At 47.2% G+C, this 13,324-nt stretch carries 21 protein-coding genes; 12 read left to right on the forward strand and 9 right to left on the reverse strand.

Going from position 1 to position 13,324, the window contains the following annotated elements; genetic code table 11:
• Positions 1-98: 98 nt before the first annotated feature.
• From AACL23_RS07220 to AACL23_RS07250, 7 genes are all read right to left on the reverse strand, one after another.
• On the reverse strand, positions 99-521 hold the full coding sequence (locus AACL23_RS07220) for an antA/AntB antirepressor family protein (RefSeq protein ID WP_339050915.1): 423 nt from the start codon (positions 519-521) through the stop codon (positions 99-101).
• Between the two features lie 381 nt (positions 522-902).
• On the reverse strand, positions 903-1,412 hold the full coding sequence (locus AACL23_RS07225) for a BRO-N domain-containing protein (RefSeq protein ID WP_339050917.1): 510 nt from the start codon (positions 1,410-1,412) through the stop codon (positions 903-905).
• 288 nt (positions 1,413-1,700) lie between these two features.
• Complete coding sequence (locus tag AACL23_RS07230) at positions 1,701-2,453, reverse strand: phage antirepressor KilAC domain-containing protein (RefSeq protein WP_339050918.1); 753 nt, start codon at positions 2,451-2,453, stop codon at positions 1,701-1,703.
• A 170-nt stretch (positions 2,454-2,623) separates the two neighbouring features.
• Complete coding sequence (locus AACL23_RS07235; RefSeq protein WP_339050920.1) at positions 2,624-3,271, reverse strand: thermonuclease family protein; 648 nt, start codon at positions 3,269-3,271, stop codon at positions 2,624-2,626.
• Between the two features lie 27 nt (positions 3,272-3,298).
• On the reverse strand, positions 3,299-3,955 hold the full coding sequence (locus AACL23_RS07240; protein ID WP_422389648.1) for a lambda exonuclease family protein: 657 nt from the start codon (positions 3,953-3,955) through the stop codon (positions 3,299-3,301).
• 17 nt (positions 3,956-3,972) lie between these two features.
• Entirely contained in the window at positions 3,973-4,548 is a 576-nt protein-coding gene (locus AACL23_RS07245) for a DUF669 domain-containing protein (RefSeq protein WP_339050924.1), read from the reverse strand.
• Positions 4,545-5,228, reverse strand: coding sequence for an ATP-binding protein (locus AACL23_RS07250; protein WP_339050926.1), 684 nt, complete (start codon positions 5,226-5,228; stop codon positions 4,545-4,547). Before AACL23_RS07250 ends, AACL23_RS07245 begins: the two co-directional genes overlap by 4 nt.
• Positions 5,229-5,375: 147 nt before the next feature.
• Here AACL23_RS07250 and AACL23_RS07255 point away from each other — a divergent pair, with 147 nt between their 5' ends.
• Positions 5,376-5,498 carry a hypothetical protein gene (locus tag AACL23_RS07255; RefSeq protein ID WP_339050928.1) on the forward strand — a complete coding sequence of 41 codons (123 nt, stop codon included), beginning with the start codon at positions 5,376-5,378 and terminating at the stop codon, positions 5,496-5,498.
• Positions 5,499-5,667: 169 nt separating this feature from the next.
• On the forward strand, positions 5,668-6,207 hold the full coding sequence (locus tag AACL23_RS07260; protein WP_422389629.1) for a DUF1640 domain-containing protein: 540 nt from the start codon (positions 5,668-5,670) through the stop codon (positions 6,205-6,207).
• A 4-nt stretch (positions 6,208-6,211) separates the two neighbouring features.
• Here AACL23_RS07260 and AACL23_RS07265 read toward each other — a convergent pair whose 3' ends face one another.
• Positions 6,212-6,490 (reverse strand): hypothetical protein, encoded by a 279-nt coding sequence (locus tag AACL23_RS07265; RefSeq protein WP_339050930.1) that lies wholly within the window; start codon positions 6,488-6,490, stop codon positions 6,212-6,214.
• 380 nt (positions 6,491-6,870) lie between these two features.
• The gene (locus tag AACL23_RS07270) at positions 6,871-7,572 is read right to left on the reverse strand and encodes an XRE family transcriptional regulator (protein ID WP_015873497.1); all 702 of its coding nucleotides are present in this window, start codon (positions 7,570-7,572) and stop codon (positions 6,871-6,873) included.
• A gap of 122 nt (positions 7,573-7,694) precedes the next feature.
• Here AACL23_RS07270 and AACL23_RS07275 point away from each other — a divergent pair, with 122 nt between their 5' ends.
• From AACL23_RS07275 to AACL23_RS07320, 10 genes are all read left to right on the forward strand, one after another.
• A complete protein-coding gene (locus AACL23_RS07275; RefSeq protein WP_015873496.1) occupies positions 7,695-7,919 on the forward strand; it encodes a helix-turn-helix domain-containing protein in 225 nt (74 codons plus the stop codon).
• 70 nt (positions 7,920-7,989) lie between these two features.
• Entirely contained in the window at positions 7,990-8,472 is a 483-nt protein-coding gene (locus AACL23_RS07280) for a YmfL family putative regulatory protein (protein WP_339050934.1), read from the forward strand.
• Positions 8,473-8,550: 78 nt separating this feature from the next.
• Positions 8,551-8,799, forward strand: a complete 249-nt coding sequence (locus AACL23_RS07285) for a helix-turn-helix domain-containing protein (RefSeq protein ID WP_216657348.1) — start codon at positions 8,551-8,553, stop codon at positions 8,797-8,799.
• Between the two features lie 114 nt (positions 8,800-8,913).
• Complete coding sequence (locus AACL23_RS07290; RefSeq protein WP_100096044.1) at positions 8,914-9,774, forward strand: helix-turn-helix domain-containing protein; 861 nt, start codon at positions 8,914-8,916, stop codon at positions 9,772-9,774.
• A gap of 1 nt (position 9,775) precedes the next feature.
• Entirely contained in the window at positions 9,776-10,618 is an 843-nt protein-coding gene (locus tag AACL23_RS07295) for an ATP-binding protein (RefSeq protein ID WP_339050941.1), read from the forward strand.
• Positions 10,615-10,824 carry a hypothetical protein gene (locus tag AACL23_RS07300; RefSeq protein WP_339050943.1) on the forward strand — a complete coding sequence of 70 codons (210 nt, stop codon included), beginning with the start codon at positions 10,615-10,617 and terminating at the stop codon, positions 10,822-10,824. The genes AACL23_RS07295 and AACL23_RS07300 overlap by 4 nt, the downstream gene beginning before the upstream one ends.
• Positions 10,821-11,201, forward strand: a complete 381-nt coding sequence (locus AACL23_RS07305; RefSeq protein ID WP_100096049.1) for a RusA family crossover junction endodeoxyribonuclease — start codon at positions 10,821-10,823, stop codon at positions 11,199-11,201. Before AACL23_RS07300 ends, AACL23_RS07305 begins: the two co-directional genes overlap by 4 nt.
• On the forward strand, positions 11,198-11,539 hold the full coding sequence (locus AACL23_RS07310; protein WP_100096050.1) for an antiterminator Q family protein: 342 nt from the start codon (positions 11,198-11,200) through the stop codon (positions 11,537-11,539). Before AACL23_RS07305 ends, AACL23_RS07310 begins: the two co-directional genes overlap by 4 nt.
• Positions 11,540-11,745: 206 nt before the next feature.
• Positions 11,746-12,111, forward strand: coding sequence for a RusA family crossover junction endodeoxyribonuclease (locus AACL23_RS07315; RefSeq protein WP_339050946.1), 366 nt, complete (start codon positions 11,746-11,748; stop codon positions 12,109-12,111).
• A gap of 71 nt (positions 12,112-12,182) precedes the next feature.
• Positions 12,183-13,265: a DNA-methyltransferase gene (locus AACL23_RS07320; protein ID WP_171967760.1), complete on the forward strand. Its 1,083-nt coding sequence runs from the start codon at positions 12,183-12,185 to the stop codon at positions 13,263-13,265.
• Positions 13,266-13,324: the final 59 nt, after the last annotated feature.

A 13,324-nucleotide genomic window follows, 5' to 3' on the forward strand; every position in this document is an offset into this window, starting at 1 on the left:
GGTGTTTCCTTTAAAATTGAGATAAAAAAACCCCATTCATTCGAATGAGGCGAGATTGAGGGCGAGGTAAATTTGCCAAAAAAGAACCAAGGTGTGGGTCAGGACAGGATTTCGTTCAACCTGTTTTCAAGAGCGCGCACTTTGTCGTTATAGGTCAGCAGAAGGTGACGTAATTCGGCAGGGTCGTGGATGGACTCAAACGGCTCTTTATCTACATTCATCAAATATTCCCGTAATTCGTGACCTTTTTCGGTACGTGTCAGCATCGCCATCTCTTTCGCTTTCTCCAGGGTGAGGACATAGTCTTTGAACGGGCGTCCGGCATGAGGTCCCGAATGGGTAAAAACGAGATAGTCTGTATTGTCGACCCATTCATATTTTTTGATGTACTGTTTCATCCAGGTTGAAAACGAGAGCCGCACTTCCAAAAAGTGATAAAGGTCACGGGCATTGACCGTTTGAACCGTTTCTCCATTGATGAGGCGCGCTTTGATGGCAATCAGGGGATGTGTTTGAGACATAGTCCAGTCCTTATCAGTCAATAGGCAATGTCTACGGCCGATGAATGAGGCCGTATGAAGGGCGAAAAGACCCCGCCCGATAAAAGGTGAGAGTAAAAAGTCAAAAAAAGGCGAGGTTTAAGTCGTCTGGCCTCGGTGAAGAAATTGCGTTAATTCACGCTGTTGCCACTTTTCCAGGGTCGATGCCAAGGTGTGTTCGGTGTGATGTGCCGCCGCTTCCAGTAAAGCGTTCATTTCCGAAATGACGTTATCGGCGTCTTCCCGTTGTCGAATGACACGACGGATAACCTGTTTTTCTGTGTCTGCGACGACGTCTTTGAAGCGATTCGTCAGATGAAAAATCCGAACGCATTCTTCGGCAATCAGAGGAATGTGACGGGTTTAAAACGGTTTCGGAGAGGGAATCCCGGTGACCCGCCGCAGAGCAGACCAAATACCATGACGCCATGAGTTGTCAAAACGAAATCCGTGACTCATCTCCCAGACTAAACGAGCCAGGTTGTTGAGGTCGTTGCCGTTAAACACTTCTGGGGATTGGGGTTGGTATGCTGGCACTCCGACTTCTTTATCAAGAATATCTAAACACCATTTGCGAAATTCTTTCGCTATCGGCGTATTGGCAAACATCGCTATCAGATGTGCACCGCGTAGGGAGAAAATACGGGTTTTATTTTGTAATAACCCATAACGTATTGATTTTATCGAGGTCACTGATTCAATGACCTCGGTCATTCCAGCTGAAAATTCGTCAATATTTTGGTTGTACAAATTAGTAACGGATTTGGGGTTGGCGTATTGTAAGGCTTTAGCAAGCTCGGCAGACGTAAACCAAATTTGGTCTTTGTGAGAGAGGGTTTTTAGAGCGGTATTGCGGAACATTAATGTGTTCATAGTGATTTCCTTCTTAATTCAAGAATAATCACCACCGTAAGACGCTAACCTAATAGGTGGTGAACTGAACGAAGTTAGCGTAACCGGCAAGAAGGAATCCGGCGAGCCTTACGGCTCCTCCATCCAGCCCACCATTGTGTTGTAATCTGGCGGACTGACGCATAAAAAAGCACGCTTTTGGCGTGCTATGCGCCTTCTTGGTTAAGCGGAACGCTAATCCCGACACCTGAATTGGCAGGTGCAAATGGAATATAGCGCATGCTCGTTCCTATCGTCAATGTGCTTTATTCAAGCCGCCTGATAAGTGAGTTTCTGGGACAGTTTTGCTAATCCCTTCGGGGTCACCAGTACTTGTTCACGAATTTTATCGATACCGTCGTCGCACGGGATAATCGAGATTTTATGCTCGAGATAACCAGACTGAATTTTGTTTTGATAAGCGATCCAATGTTTGCCCCCGATACGGCGGTAAATCCAGCCCTGTTCACGGAGAAAAGCAAACAGGTTTTTGGGACGAACCTGCAACTCCTTGGCGGCATTGGTGATACACATACCGCCCTCAGATTTGGCGATGCGCTGCAAGGCTTGTACATCGGGGGCCATTTCATTGAGTTGACTTTCAAGTGCCAACACTTTTTCGGTGTAGGTCAGCAGAAGTCCGCGCATGGCTGAAGGGTCGTTGAGTATTTGAATCGGATCCGTGGGAAGGGCTTTGGCGCGTTTCTCACACTGGATAAAGTATTGTCGCGCCTCTTTCCCTTTTTCGTTGCGCTCAACCATCGAAATCTCTTTTGCCATCTCGATGCTGATCGCATATTCCTTCACGGGGCGTCCTCCACTGGGGTTTTCCCCAGAATGGGTGAAAACTATATAGTCCTTGTTTTCCATAAATTCGTACTGCTGGATCCGGTTTTTAATCCAGCTTGAAAAATCTTTACCACTTTTTAGGAAAACGTGAAGACTACGGGCATTGACTGTCTGAACCGTTTCTCCCTCCAGGCTATGAGTCTCGAGGGAGATCAGTTGATGTATCTCAGGCATAACAAAGTCCTCAAAATTAAAATGATGAATTTGAATAAGGTGTAGGTGTTTTTTTCAGTGAAACGCGGGGGATAAAAACAAATCAGAAAGACGTGCTTTGCCCGTGATATGGGTTATCACGAGCAGAGGGTTCTGGAATACAGATTGTTTTTCTTGATTGAATATTGCAGTTAACTACAGAGTTTTTCGCACGGCACGCCGTCCTGGTTTCTGTCTAATCCACTCAGCCCACATTGTTTTAAATAAAACCGGGCTTCCTCACAGGAGGTCATCTGTGAGCAGGTGCGTTTGGCGCCACAGGTCCACTGAGCGGGTTCAGAAGCCGAAGCGGTGGGCTTTCCCTGGGTCCGTCTGGATTTTCTCCATTCCCAGGGCGGGACGCGTTGTGACTCTGGCAGAGCCCACAGTCCCTTCTTCTCTTCCCGGGCCTGGGTTTCAAAGGCCAGCAAACGCGGGTCTCGACTGTATTGTCGATACACCCAGGCATCCCCCTGTTTGACCATTTCCGCGTTAATCCACACCTCCCCCAGATACAGTTGAGCCAAAACTCGGCCATACCGGTCTTTTTTATTTGAACGGGCGGTGAGGGTTTGATCGAAAACTAAATCAGACAGGGCTTTTTTCGCTTTGTTTCCATAGGGCTGACCGATTTCTGGCGTATCTATTTCTGCCAGTCGAATTTTAATCTGCTTTTGTTCAGGGGTGAGCAGAATGAGCGTATCGCCATCATGAACGCTGACGACGCGTCCGGTGATATCTTCCGCCCACGAGAAAGCGCTCAGCAAACCGGTGATGAGCAGAATCAGGATGTTTTTCATCAGATATGTCCTTTTGGATAAATGAGGTTACATAGGGAGACTGTCTGTTGCAGGTCGTACTTGAGATGGCATTTTAGCCGCTTTTCGCTTGATAGACTGAATTTCTTTCTCTATTTCATTGAGAAATGCGGGCACGGCCTGTTCAATTTCTTCGTTCAACAGGGGATCAAAAGACACCCGGGTCTGAAAATAGGCGAGCTCAGGCGGGAAGCGATTATCATAGCTGACAAAATCACACCAGGCTCTGCCCGTACACCGCATTTGCGCCTGCATCTGGAGTCGCCAGGCGGGTTTAATCTGCCCTGTTTTAAGGAGCTCTAAGTGTGTCCACGCATTGGGGCATTTGATTTCCAGCAGGCCCTCTTCCTGGACCAGCCCATCCGGACTGGCGGCAAAATCCGGGATAGCCGGATGGGGTATCAGTCCCACTTCTTTCACTTCGTTCCCGGAATACAGGCGGTACAGGTCTCGGGCCTCAGGCTCTAACTCCGTACCTCTTCTCATGGCCGCCGTGACAAACCCCTCTTCCCGTTGCCCGGTCAGACGTTCACAAATCAGCTCGGCCTGATATCGTGCCCGCGAGGCGGCAACCCCCGCTCTGGTTTTGGCCATCAAGTCTCCTAACCGGCTGGCCGTGACTTTGCCACATCGCGCCTGGAACCAGTCTGGGGTTCTTTGTTGCATCATCTCTACCTCCGTGGTTAAAAAGGAATGGCGTCGTCAAAAGCCGACGGATGGACGTTCATCTCCTCCCTTTTTTTGAATACTCGCTCATCTTTGTCTTTGAGAGACGCCAATCGGTGGTCGACATCACGAGCCGGTTGCCCGTCGAGTTTTTCCTTAAGGGTTTGACGGGTCTGGGCGAAAAAGGGCAGCACAATGTCCAGGCGGTAGGTCTCTTTGCCATCCGCTTTGGTTTTCAGGGTTTTTTGTAACATTAGGCCCACTTTTTTGCCGATGAACTCAGACACCGGGCCGCCTGGATGCGTGGGAGGATGGAGTTGTCTCACCCCCGTGCATCCCATCAGGGCGTGAATCAGCTGAAGGCCATACGGGTTGGCCGTCCCGTCTTTTTTTTCATAGTACAAATGAAGGTACTGGGCTTTACGCCCCTCCTCCGTTTCAATCGACAGTTCCATCGATTTGGCCCCGCTGGGCTGAACACTGAACTGGGCGTCTGTTATCGTCACCACATACGACCCTGAGTCGGTGATAAAACCGCTTTGGCCCGCCGCTAACGCCTGCTGTGGATTGTAAATAAAGGGATTCAAGGTCATGCAATGGCTCCTGTGGTGTGTTGGGAAGGGGTGAGCTGGTAATAATCACATAAAGCGGCATCGACGAAGGACAAATCGTTGTCAATCTCTGCGCTGTCAAACAGACCCATGGGGGATTTGACGGTATCAAAGCCGTTATTTTGAGTACTCAAGAGGTATCGACCGTCTTTGACACAGGTCCGAAGCACGGTGGTGAACATCCCCTCGAGGGTGATTTTTTCATCCAGTAATTTCCCCACGGTTTTCATCTTGATTTTGCCGGAGGCGGTGTCTTCGCTGTGAGACAAAAAATACACCCTCAGGTCAGGGGGCGTGTGATGAATCGTGTGGTGAAGGATGTCCCAGGTATGATGCGCAATTTCGGTGAATTTCTCGTACGATTTTTCCTCTCCCCGCCGCATAAACTCGTTGGCCATGATGTATTGAAAATCATCGACGACGGCGATGCGTTTTCCGTAGTCATACGCCCGTGACAGGGCCATCTTCACCGGCTGCCAGAGGTCACTGACATAAATACTGCTGTGAGGGTCTTTGGTCTCCCAGGGTCTCCAGGCTTTGGCCGGAAAGGGCAGCGGTTTTTGAATAGACTGAATCAACAAACAGGTTTCGGGATTGAGGTGTCGCAGACTGGCTGTTTTCCCGGTCCCGGATTCTCCTAAAATCAAGCTGACCGTGCCCATGAGGGTCTCCTGTGAGAGGATGAGGGTGAGGTGAAGTCAATGCTTTTGCTGTCACAAAAAGCCCGCGCCATTTCTCGATAGCCTGAGTCGGTGTTGGGGAAACAGTGCCGTTGTTCCGCCAAATCAATCAACAGAAAGGGGCCTAAAATGCAAAATTTCATGGTGTCCCCTTTTGTTTTAGGATATGCAATAAGTGAAGAAACCAGGCAATCAAGGGGTGATAAGGGGGCTTTGTCTTCTGTCCAGGCCGATGTTGATGTTTTTTCATAGGATGCTCCTGTAAATAAAAGGCGAGAGAAGCCCGCCCGATAAAAGGGGAATGCAATCAATTGAGTGAGTTAATCCGAAATGAAAGGCGTGCGTCTGAAAAGCAAAATTCTGTTCACTGAAATCGGTTTATGATAAAGTCAAGGGTATAAACTCGTTTAAAGGATAAAGAATGGCCCAGACTGCTTATCAAACTCAGAGTAAGGAGTCCACAATCATGAATTATTTAGCCTCTGATACGTTTCAAATTCTTGAAGACCTGGAAGAGTCCGGTCTGGACAAAAAACAGGCCAAAGCCATTTTTCAAGTCATACGTCAGTCACATGAAGCAAAGGATGTGGCGACCAAGGCGGATATTGCGGACGTAAAGCGCGATATCGCTGATGTCAAAAAAGAAATAGCTGATGTCCGTAAAGACTTATCTGCTGAGATCGCTGATGTCCGTAAAGACTTATCTGCTGAGATCGCTGATGTCCGTAAAGACTTATCTGCTGAGATCGCTGATATCCGTAAAGATATCGATACCCGATTTGAAAAAGTGGATGCTCAGTTTGCTGATGTCCGTAAAGATATGGAGTCTCAGTTTGCTGATATTCGTAAAGATATGAATAACAAACTAGAGAAACTGGGTTTAAGTTTAACGATCAAAATGGGCGGAATGATAGGCTTTTTAGTGGTGTCTATCGGCCTGATGTTGAAGTATCTTCGTTAAGTCTTTAACAATGACTTTTCGCCCGAAACAACCACACCCTGTAGAGCATTCGGTTATCTAAGCTGTATTGGCGTGTGGGGCGATGTAAAAGCACTTTAGGTACGCTTAAAACAGGCCCCCTTTTTCGCTCTTCCCTCCACTGTGCTGCCAATCTCTGCCTTTCTTCTCGACGCCGGACGGTCCGTCTGAGTTTGCATCTTTTTTTTGCATTCATACGCATTCTCCTGTCAATGAGTTTGGGTGATGGAGTGGTTTGATACTGGCCATATGGTCGCCACTTCATCCCGAAATTCACTGAGTGAGGGTGTACACCTTCTCGGCATACCTTTGAGTTTTTAAAGAGCGTTCGCCTTGCGGGGTCAAGCTTTCTACGAAGCATTCCGGCTTCATTATCGTCGGACAGAGACTCCGTAGATTTTCCCTGTCTGTTTCGCAGGGGTGATATCGTGAATAATAGAATGTACGATTATTTTAGTCAATCGTTTTTAAGATTATTTTTTATAGTTCGAGTGATTGAGTGATATTAAAGATAAGCTTTGAATTCATGGAATTAACTCTTTTCAATTGTAAAACGTTTGATTTTTAAGTTAATTTCAGATGCGATGAGGGGACTTTAAAAAAAGAGATGAAAGCCCGCTAGAATCAGCGGGCTGAAAACGAGACTTAATCAATGATTCCTGAAACATAATACACTTTTCCTATGACAACTAGCTCATTCATAGGAACAATCACCTCAGGATAATCAGCAGAATTATGACTCTTTAAACGTATTTTTTCCTCCGGAAGCACGAATAATGTGCGGAACATACTAATACCACCAAAAGAAATGGCATAAATTTTCCCATTTTTAATCTCTTTATAGCTCGTATCAAATATCACCATGGATTTTTCATTAATAATAGGAGACATACTATTATCTTGAGCAACCACGGCGATAGAATCATCAATCGAAGCATTCGTTTGCATTAAAACAACTTTGGGAAGCCAAAACATAACTTCAAAATCCTTTTCACCCCCGACGCTGGGGGAAAGCACTCCGTCAATACGGTGATATATTTTTAACGGATACACTTCTTTTTGCACTTCTTGATTCAGGGAATAGCCTGCAACAGTATCAAAAGATGAAAAGGACTGACTTGTGTTCAAATGAGGCCGCATTTCTCCCACCCCTTCTGCAAGCCATGCGGGGTTTACACCCAAAATCTGGGCGATTGGAAATATTTTTTTTGAGCTTTCACCCCCTCCGCTGACGAGTCGCCATACACTAGATTGAGCCATATTGACTTTTTTAGCCAAAGAGCCTTGTGTATAACCCGCTTCTTTCATAGCCAGCTTCAATCTTTCTGAAAAGTTCACTCGATTCATTTCCCTTTATTTATTCATTTAATTCTATCGCTTAATCGATAATAGATCAAAATCGTCAAAACGATTGACATTTGACTGATTTAACGTTTAAAATTGTTCTCAAAGAACAGGAGAACCGATTTATGAAAAATGTAGGATTAGAAAAAGCGATTTCTTTATTGGGAACACAAAAAATCTTGGCTCAGAAATGCGGTAAAGCTCAATCAACGATCTGTGACTGGCTACATGGTCGAAAACGAGTATCAGCAGAAATCGTCCCATTACTTGTCAGGGCAACAGAAGGAAAAGTTTTAGCCTACGAAATTCGCCCTGATTTACCCGATCTTTTTCCACATCCAGAAAGATGAGTTGATTTTATCATGGTCCATCTTCTCAAAATATTCCACTAAACATCACTATAGAGGCCAAGAGCACATTATGGAAAAACGCGAATTGATTCATGAGATGTTAAAAAAAATTGAAGGGGGACGGTCTGTCGCCGCCGCTTATTTAGGCATGAGCGACATCAAATTTAACAATCGGTTATATGAAAGCAAAGGATGTCGATTTTTTAGCGTGGATGAGCTGTTGGCCTTACAGAGCTTAAGCCAATCAAGTTTAGTGGCAGAGTACTTTGCTGAGCGCTCAGACACCCTGGTGGTGCCGATGCCTGAACCAGACACCCTGGATAACGTGGAGCTGTATCACATGGGATTGCGCAGCAACGTGAAGGGCAGTGCTGTGGATGAGTTGATTCTGGGATCGATTCAGGACGACGGCGGTATTGATAGAAAAGAGGAAGAAAAGATTATGGCCGCGCATCGTCAACATATGGCGAGCAGGGATTCTCAAGTGAAGGCCACACTACGGGTGTATGGAAGGGGAAAAAGTGACAGCAATAAAACACAGCATTCAGGATAGCTGGAAGGTAAAGCCGGCTACATATCAGGATAGCCGGCTTTGGTCTCAGGAATATAAATTCCATGAAGGACCTGAACTATGAAACAAAATTCAGGAAAAAACAAGGAATTTTCGATGAGAATGACTTTGATGACCCAAGTGATGAATCATATTTTTGTCGGTCATCCGATTCGAAAACTGATTCTACTCAAACTGGCTCATGATGCGGATGAGAAGGGCGAGTGTACGTCTATCCCTTGCTTGGCCCAATATTGTGAAACTACGGACCGAACAGCGCAAAAACATCTGAAAGAGTTGGTATCAGAGGGATTCGTTCGCATTCAATAGCGCACCTCAGAACAAGAAGAGCATCAATCTCATCTGTATTCTCTGAACTTTACACCATGACCCAAAGCGTCAATAAACACACATTTCTCCCTCTCACTTCAAAAGGAATTTTCGATGAGCATGACTTTGATGACCCAGGTGATGAATCATATTTCTGTCGGCAACCCCCTGCGGAAACTCATTTTACTGAAACTGGCCGACCATGCCGATGAAAAAGGCGCGTGCTGGCCTTCTTATCAGCATATTGCCACAGTGTGTGAATGCAGTAAAAGCACGGTCAAATTGCATATCCAGGCATTAATCAGACTGGGTTTGGTGAGAAAAATTCCACGGGCCGGCACGCATCAGGGGAATGCCTCTAATCTGTATTATCTGACGCTGAAAAAAGCGATGGCCGTTGAACACATTCCGTCTCTCAAATCGACAAAACCTGAGTCAACCGGCGACCTCCCCCCAGGTCAACTGGCAACCCCCCTGGGTGATGTGACACCTCGCTCTGGGTCAGGAGACGACCCACCCCCTGGGGCGACAGCTGACACCAGAATCAGTCAGTCTTTTGAACCAGTCAAAGAACCAGTCATAAAACCTAACACCCAGAATGCGCCAAAATTTTGTTTCAATGACGAGGAGAGGGTGTTTTCAAAAAACCCCAATCCTGTGTCAACAGAAATCCCTCTGCGGAGCAAATACGCCTTTGAGGGGCATGTCATCAAACTCAACCCTGAGGATTTGACACGCTGGGAGTCGTTGTTCCCGCATCTGGATTTGCCCCGAGAGCTGGCCCGACTGGATTTAGAATTCACCCACGACCCACCCAAAAGCTGGTTTTCGGTGGCCAGTGCCAAACTCAACTACCAAAACCGACAGGCCATTGCCGGCGTTCGATGGAGACCCAAATCGAGTTTCAACGTGCCGTTTCAGGAAAAAGACTATGGCGAAACGAGATTACCGGCCTGGGCACTGGAAGGAGCCTAAGATGCGAGAGAGATTGCAATACATTCAGGACAGGCTCAAGACGCTCAATGCGCCTGTAGAAACCATCGCGGGCACGGAGGTCAGGGTGTCCAAGGCCGAGTGTCCAGAGCACGGGTCTTTTGAACAGCGGTGTCGCACCTTTAAGGCCTTGCCTCATGTTCAAACCCGAACCGACTGCCCGCGGTGCCTTGAGACAAAAATGGCAGACATGCAAAACCAGGTGCAAGCAGAGCAGGCCAGAAAAAAACAGGCTCTGATTCAAACATTGCTGAAAAACGCCCACATTCCGCCCCGTTTTGAACAGGCCTGTTTTGAGTCATACCAGCCGGTGAATGCACAGGCGAGACAGTGTCTTGCCGTCTGTCAACGCTACGCAGAGCACTGGCCCACACGACGGGCGCAAGGTGGGGGACTGGTCCTGTGTGGTCGTCCGGGGACGGGAAAAAATCATCTGGCGGTGTCGATGGCCAAAAGCCTCATCCAGACACATCAGGCCTCGGTGTTATTGACAGGTGCCCTGCAGATGATTCGAGCCGTTAAAAACACCTGGAGCAAGACCGCTGAGAAAACCGAAACCCAGGTGATTCAGGACTATGCCCGCCCAGACCTGCTGGTCATCGACGAACTGGGGGTCCAGTTTGGCAGTGACACTGAAAAAATCATTCTGTTTGAAATCCTGAATACGCGTTACGAGCAGTTGAAACCCAGCGTCCTCATCAGCAATCTGGCCCCAGCGGAAATGGCCGACTGTATCGGAGAGCGCGTGATGGACCGGATGCAGGAAGGCGGGGGTGGCACACTGGCCTTCACCTGGGACAGCTATCGATCTCGAGGGGCAGCATGAGCACTGCCTTCAACACCCCTTTCCGCTATACGGGTATCAGTCAGGAGGAAGCCGATTTTTTAACGCATCATTACCAGCAGCGAGGGTATCGAATGAAAAAATATCTGAACGAGGATGTCCGGTTGTGGGATGCGGTGGTGTCTCTGCCAGAAAGAGACCGCTTTCCCAAAACCCCTTTCTCGATGCTCAATCCCTTATGGCGATGAGAATTGAACTGCCTTTTCCGCCCAGTGTGAATCACTACTGGGTGCGCACCGCCCGTCGTGTTTACTTAAGCGAGGCGGCGAAACGGTTTCAGCGATTGACCGCCATCGAAGTCGCCCAATCGTCCATGAAACAGGGTCATCACCCCTTCCTTGGGGACGTCTCCGTACTGCTCACGCTCTATCTGCCGGACAAACGGGTGAGAGACGTGGATAATTATCCTAAAGGCGTATTAGATGCCCTGACCAAAGCAGGGATTTGGGCCGATGACGCCCAGGTCAGAGTGATGACGGTGAAGAAAAAGGACCCTCACAGCGATACCAAAGGCGGCAAATGTGTGGTGGTGATTGAGCAGTACGTCGAGGAGGCAGCGGTATGAAAGAGATTCGATATCGATTGACCGCCTGGGGCAACTGGGCAGGCACGCGGGTGGGGACGGAATATCCCCTGTCATCTTGGCCTGTACCCATGGCCAGTAGTGATATTCGGCCGATGCTGCCCGATAACGAGGCAGAAAAAGTGGACCGGGCAGTCGCCAGGCTCAAGCACTTTGATTCATTGGGCTATGAGATTGTCGTCGCCTATTATCGAGGCAAGGCCTCTTGTCGGGCGATAGGGCGAAAAATAAACAAAAGAGCCGATTACATTACCGCCTGTCTGAGCAGAGCGGAAGCGTACATTGCGGGTCAAGTCGATGTACTCTTAAACATCACATAAAATTTGAATTAAAACTGCTTGACTGTCCGGACGTTTGGACACATAATCGCCCCATACTACAGTAGTTACAAACAGAACACAGAGCCTCCACTTCGGTGGGGGCTTTTTGCATTTTAAAATCCCCCCGTCTGGCGAAATGAACACACGATTCTTCGATATCACCCTGTTCTCCCCCTATGACCATGCCTACTGAAAGCGCATTAATCATGATAATCGAACTGCCTTTCCCGCCCAGCGTGAATACCTATTGGCGGCAGAATTCAAACCGAACTTACCTCAGTGATAAAGCCAAAGAATTTAAAGCAACAACCGCAAAAATTGTCAACGAGATGCGCCAGAAATCCGGATGTCAAAAATTTCAAGGGGAGCTCTCTGTATTGATGCAGCTCTATCTACCCAACAAGATCAAGCGTGATGTGGATAATTATTCCAAAGGCGTGCTGGATTCGTTAACCGGTGCAAACATTTGGAACGATGACAACCAGGTTCGCGTGATGACCGTTGAGAAGATGGATCACAACGGCGGCGTGAAAGGCGGCAAGTGTGTTGTTGTAATTGATGAATATTGTTAAATCGTCGCTGTCTGAAAAAATCATTAATACACCAACAAGCTCAATCACATTTAAAATCCAAGGTCATAACGATGACTTTTTCAAACCAGCCGATATTGGTTAACGGCGACGCTTTGCCATACGTTAAAACACTTCCTGATGATTCTATCGACCTGATATTGACTGACCCGCCATACTACCGTGTTAAATCCTGTGCATGGGACAGGCAGTGGAAAACAACCGGGCAATATCTGGCGTGGCTAAATGATTACCTCGTTGAATTCCAGCGGATATTAAAGCCAAACGGCAGTCTCTACCTGTTTTGTAGCGCAGAATTGGCCGCAGATACCGAAATTATGCCAAGAAATCACATGAGGATGTTAAATCACATTATTTGGGCTAAACCCTATGGTCGTGGGACTGGATGCTCAAAAGAATGGCTACGCTCATATTTTCCAGGCACCGAGCGAATATTGTTTGCAGAGCAGTACGGGGCAGAGGGTACAGCAAAAAATAAGGATGGCTATAAATGTGCTGAGTTAAAAAGCGAAGTGTTTGCTTCGTTGATTGACTATTTCATCACCGCAAAAAATCAGCTCAATATCACGGGCAAAGAAATTGAACAGTATATGGGAAGCCATATGCATCGGCATTGGTTCTCGTATTCTCAGTGGCAGTTACCGAACAAAACACAGTATGAACGTTTGCAAGAATTCTTTTCGCAAAAAGCCGCAGAGAAAAAATCAGCGGCGTCTCTCTCCAAAAATCACCATCCACTGAGTTTCACGCACGACGAACTTCAGCGTGATTACGGTGAACTGATGAAAAGCTATGACGAACTTAAACGACAGTATGAAAACTTGCGCCGACCTTTTTCTGTCACCAAAGATGTGCCGTATACCGATGTGTGGAATTTTCCACCCGTACTGTACTATCCCGGTAAACATCCTTGTGAAAAACCCGCAGCCTTGCTTGAGCACATTATTAACGCCAGTAGCAAGCCGAAACATACTGTAGCAGATTTCTTTATGGGTTCCGGTTCGACGGTGAAAGCCGCCATTCAATCAGGTCGGCAAGCTATCGGCGTGGAGTTAGAAACAGATAGATTTTTGCAGACTAAAAAAGAAATAGAAAATCTTATTCCTCAAATCAATGACCAAGGTATGATTTTTTGACAAAGTGCTACCCTTCCCTCAGAAGAAACATACCCCATCATTCAAACACTCGAAATAAA

Source organism: Candidatus Williamhamiltonella endosymbiont of Tuberolachnus salignus (genome assembly GCF_964019775.1).
In the GTDB taxonomy this organism is placed as follows: domain Bacteria; phylum Pseudomonadota; class Gammaproteobacteria; order Enterobacterales; family Enterobacteriaceae; genus Hamiltonella; species Hamiltonella defendens.

What these genes read in the sequence shown, in the direction of transcription:
- AACL23_RS07250 (WP_339050926.1), bottom strand. Translation starts at nt 5,228, where the DNA reads ATGGGCACGGTCAGCTTGATTTTAGGAGAATCCGGGACCGGGAAAACA.
- AACL23_RS07225 (WP_339050917.1), bottom strand. Translation starts at nt 1,412, where the DNA reads ATGAACACATTAATGTTCCGCAATACCGCTCTAAAAACCCTCTCTCAC.
- AACL23_RS07295 (WP_339050941.1), top strand. Translation starts at nt 9,776, where the DNA reads ATGCGAGAGAGATTGCAATACATTCAGGACAGGCTCAAGACGCTCAAT.
- AACL23_RS07230 (WP_339050918.1), bottom strand. Translation starts at nt 2,453, where the DNA reads ATGCCTGAGATACATCAACTGATCTCCCTCGAGACTCATAGCCTGGAG.
- AACL23_RS07255 (WP_339050928.1), top strand. Translation starts at nt 5,376, where the DNA reads ATGCAAAATTTCATGGTGTCCCCTTTTGTTTTAGGATATGCAATAAGT.
- AACL23_RS07310 (WP_100096050.1), top strand. Translation starts at nt 11,198, where the DNA reads ATGAAAGAGATTCGATATCGATTGACCGCCTGGGGCAACTGGGCAGGC.
- AACL23_RS07305 (WP_100096049.1), top strand. Translation starts at nt 10,821, where the DNA reads ATGAGAATTGAACTGCCTTTTCCGCCCAGTGTGAATCACTACTGGGTG.
- AACL23_RS07290 (WP_100096044.1), top strand. Translation starts at nt 8,914, where the DNA reads ATGAGCATGACTTTGATGACCCAGGTGATGAATCATATTTCTGTCGGC.
- AACL23_RS07240 (WP_422389648.1), bottom strand. Translation starts at nt 3,955, where the DNA reads ATGCAACAAAGAACCCCAGACTGGTTCCAGGCGCGATGTGGCAAAGTC.
- AACL23_RS07220 (WP_339050915.1), bottom strand. Translation starts at nt 521, where the DNA reads ATGTCTCAAACACATCCCCTGATTGCCATCAAAGCGCGCCTCATCAAT.
- AACL23_RS07265 (WP_339050930.1), bottom strand. Translation starts at nt 6,490, where the DNA reads ATGAAGTGGCGACCATATGGCCAGTATCAAACCACTCCATCACCCAAA.
- AACL23_RS07300 (WP_339050943.1), top strand. Translation starts at nt 10,615, where the DNA reads ATGAGCACTGCCTTCAACACCCCTTTCCGCTATACGGGTATCAGTCAG.
- AACL23_RS07270 (WP_015873497.1), bottom strand. Translation starts at nt 7,572, where the DNA reads ATGAATCGAGTGAACTTTTCAGAAAGATTGAAGCTGGCTATGAAAGAA.
- AACL23_RS07320 (WP_171967760.1), top strand. Translation starts at nt 12,183, where the DNA reads ATGACTTTTTCAAACCAGCCGATATTGGTTAACGGCGACGCTTTGCCA.
- AACL23_RS07280 (WP_339050934.1), top strand. Translation starts at nt 7,990, where the DNA reads ATGGAAAAACGCGAATTGATTCATGAGATGTTAAAAAAAATTGAAGGG.
- AACL23_RS07275 (WP_015873496.1), top strand. Translation starts at nt 7,695, where the DNA reads ATGAAAAATGTAGGATTAGAAAAAGCGATTTCTTTATTGGGAACACAA.
- AACL23_RS07315 (WP_339050946.1), top strand. Translation starts at nt 11,746, where the DNA reads ATGATAATCGAACTGCCTTTCCCGCCCAGCGTGAATACCTATTGGCGG.
- AACL23_RS07245 (WP_339050924.1), bottom strand. Translation starts at nt 4,548, where the DNA reads ATGACCTTGAATCCCTTTATTTACAATCCACAGCAGGCGTTAGCGGCG.
- AACL23_RS07235 (WP_339050920.1), bottom strand. Translation starts at nt 3,271, where the DNA reads ATGAAAAACATCCTGATTCTGCTCATCACCGGTTTGCTGAGCGCTTTC.
- AACL23_RS07285 (WP_216657348.1), top strand. Translation starts at nt 8,551, where the DNA reads ATGAAACAAAATTCAGGAAAAAACAAGGAATTTTCGATGAGAATGACT.
- AACL23_RS07260 (WP_422389629.1), top strand. Translation starts at nt 5,668, where the DNA reads ATGGCCCAGACTGCTTATCAAACTCAGAGTAAGGAGTCCACAATCATG.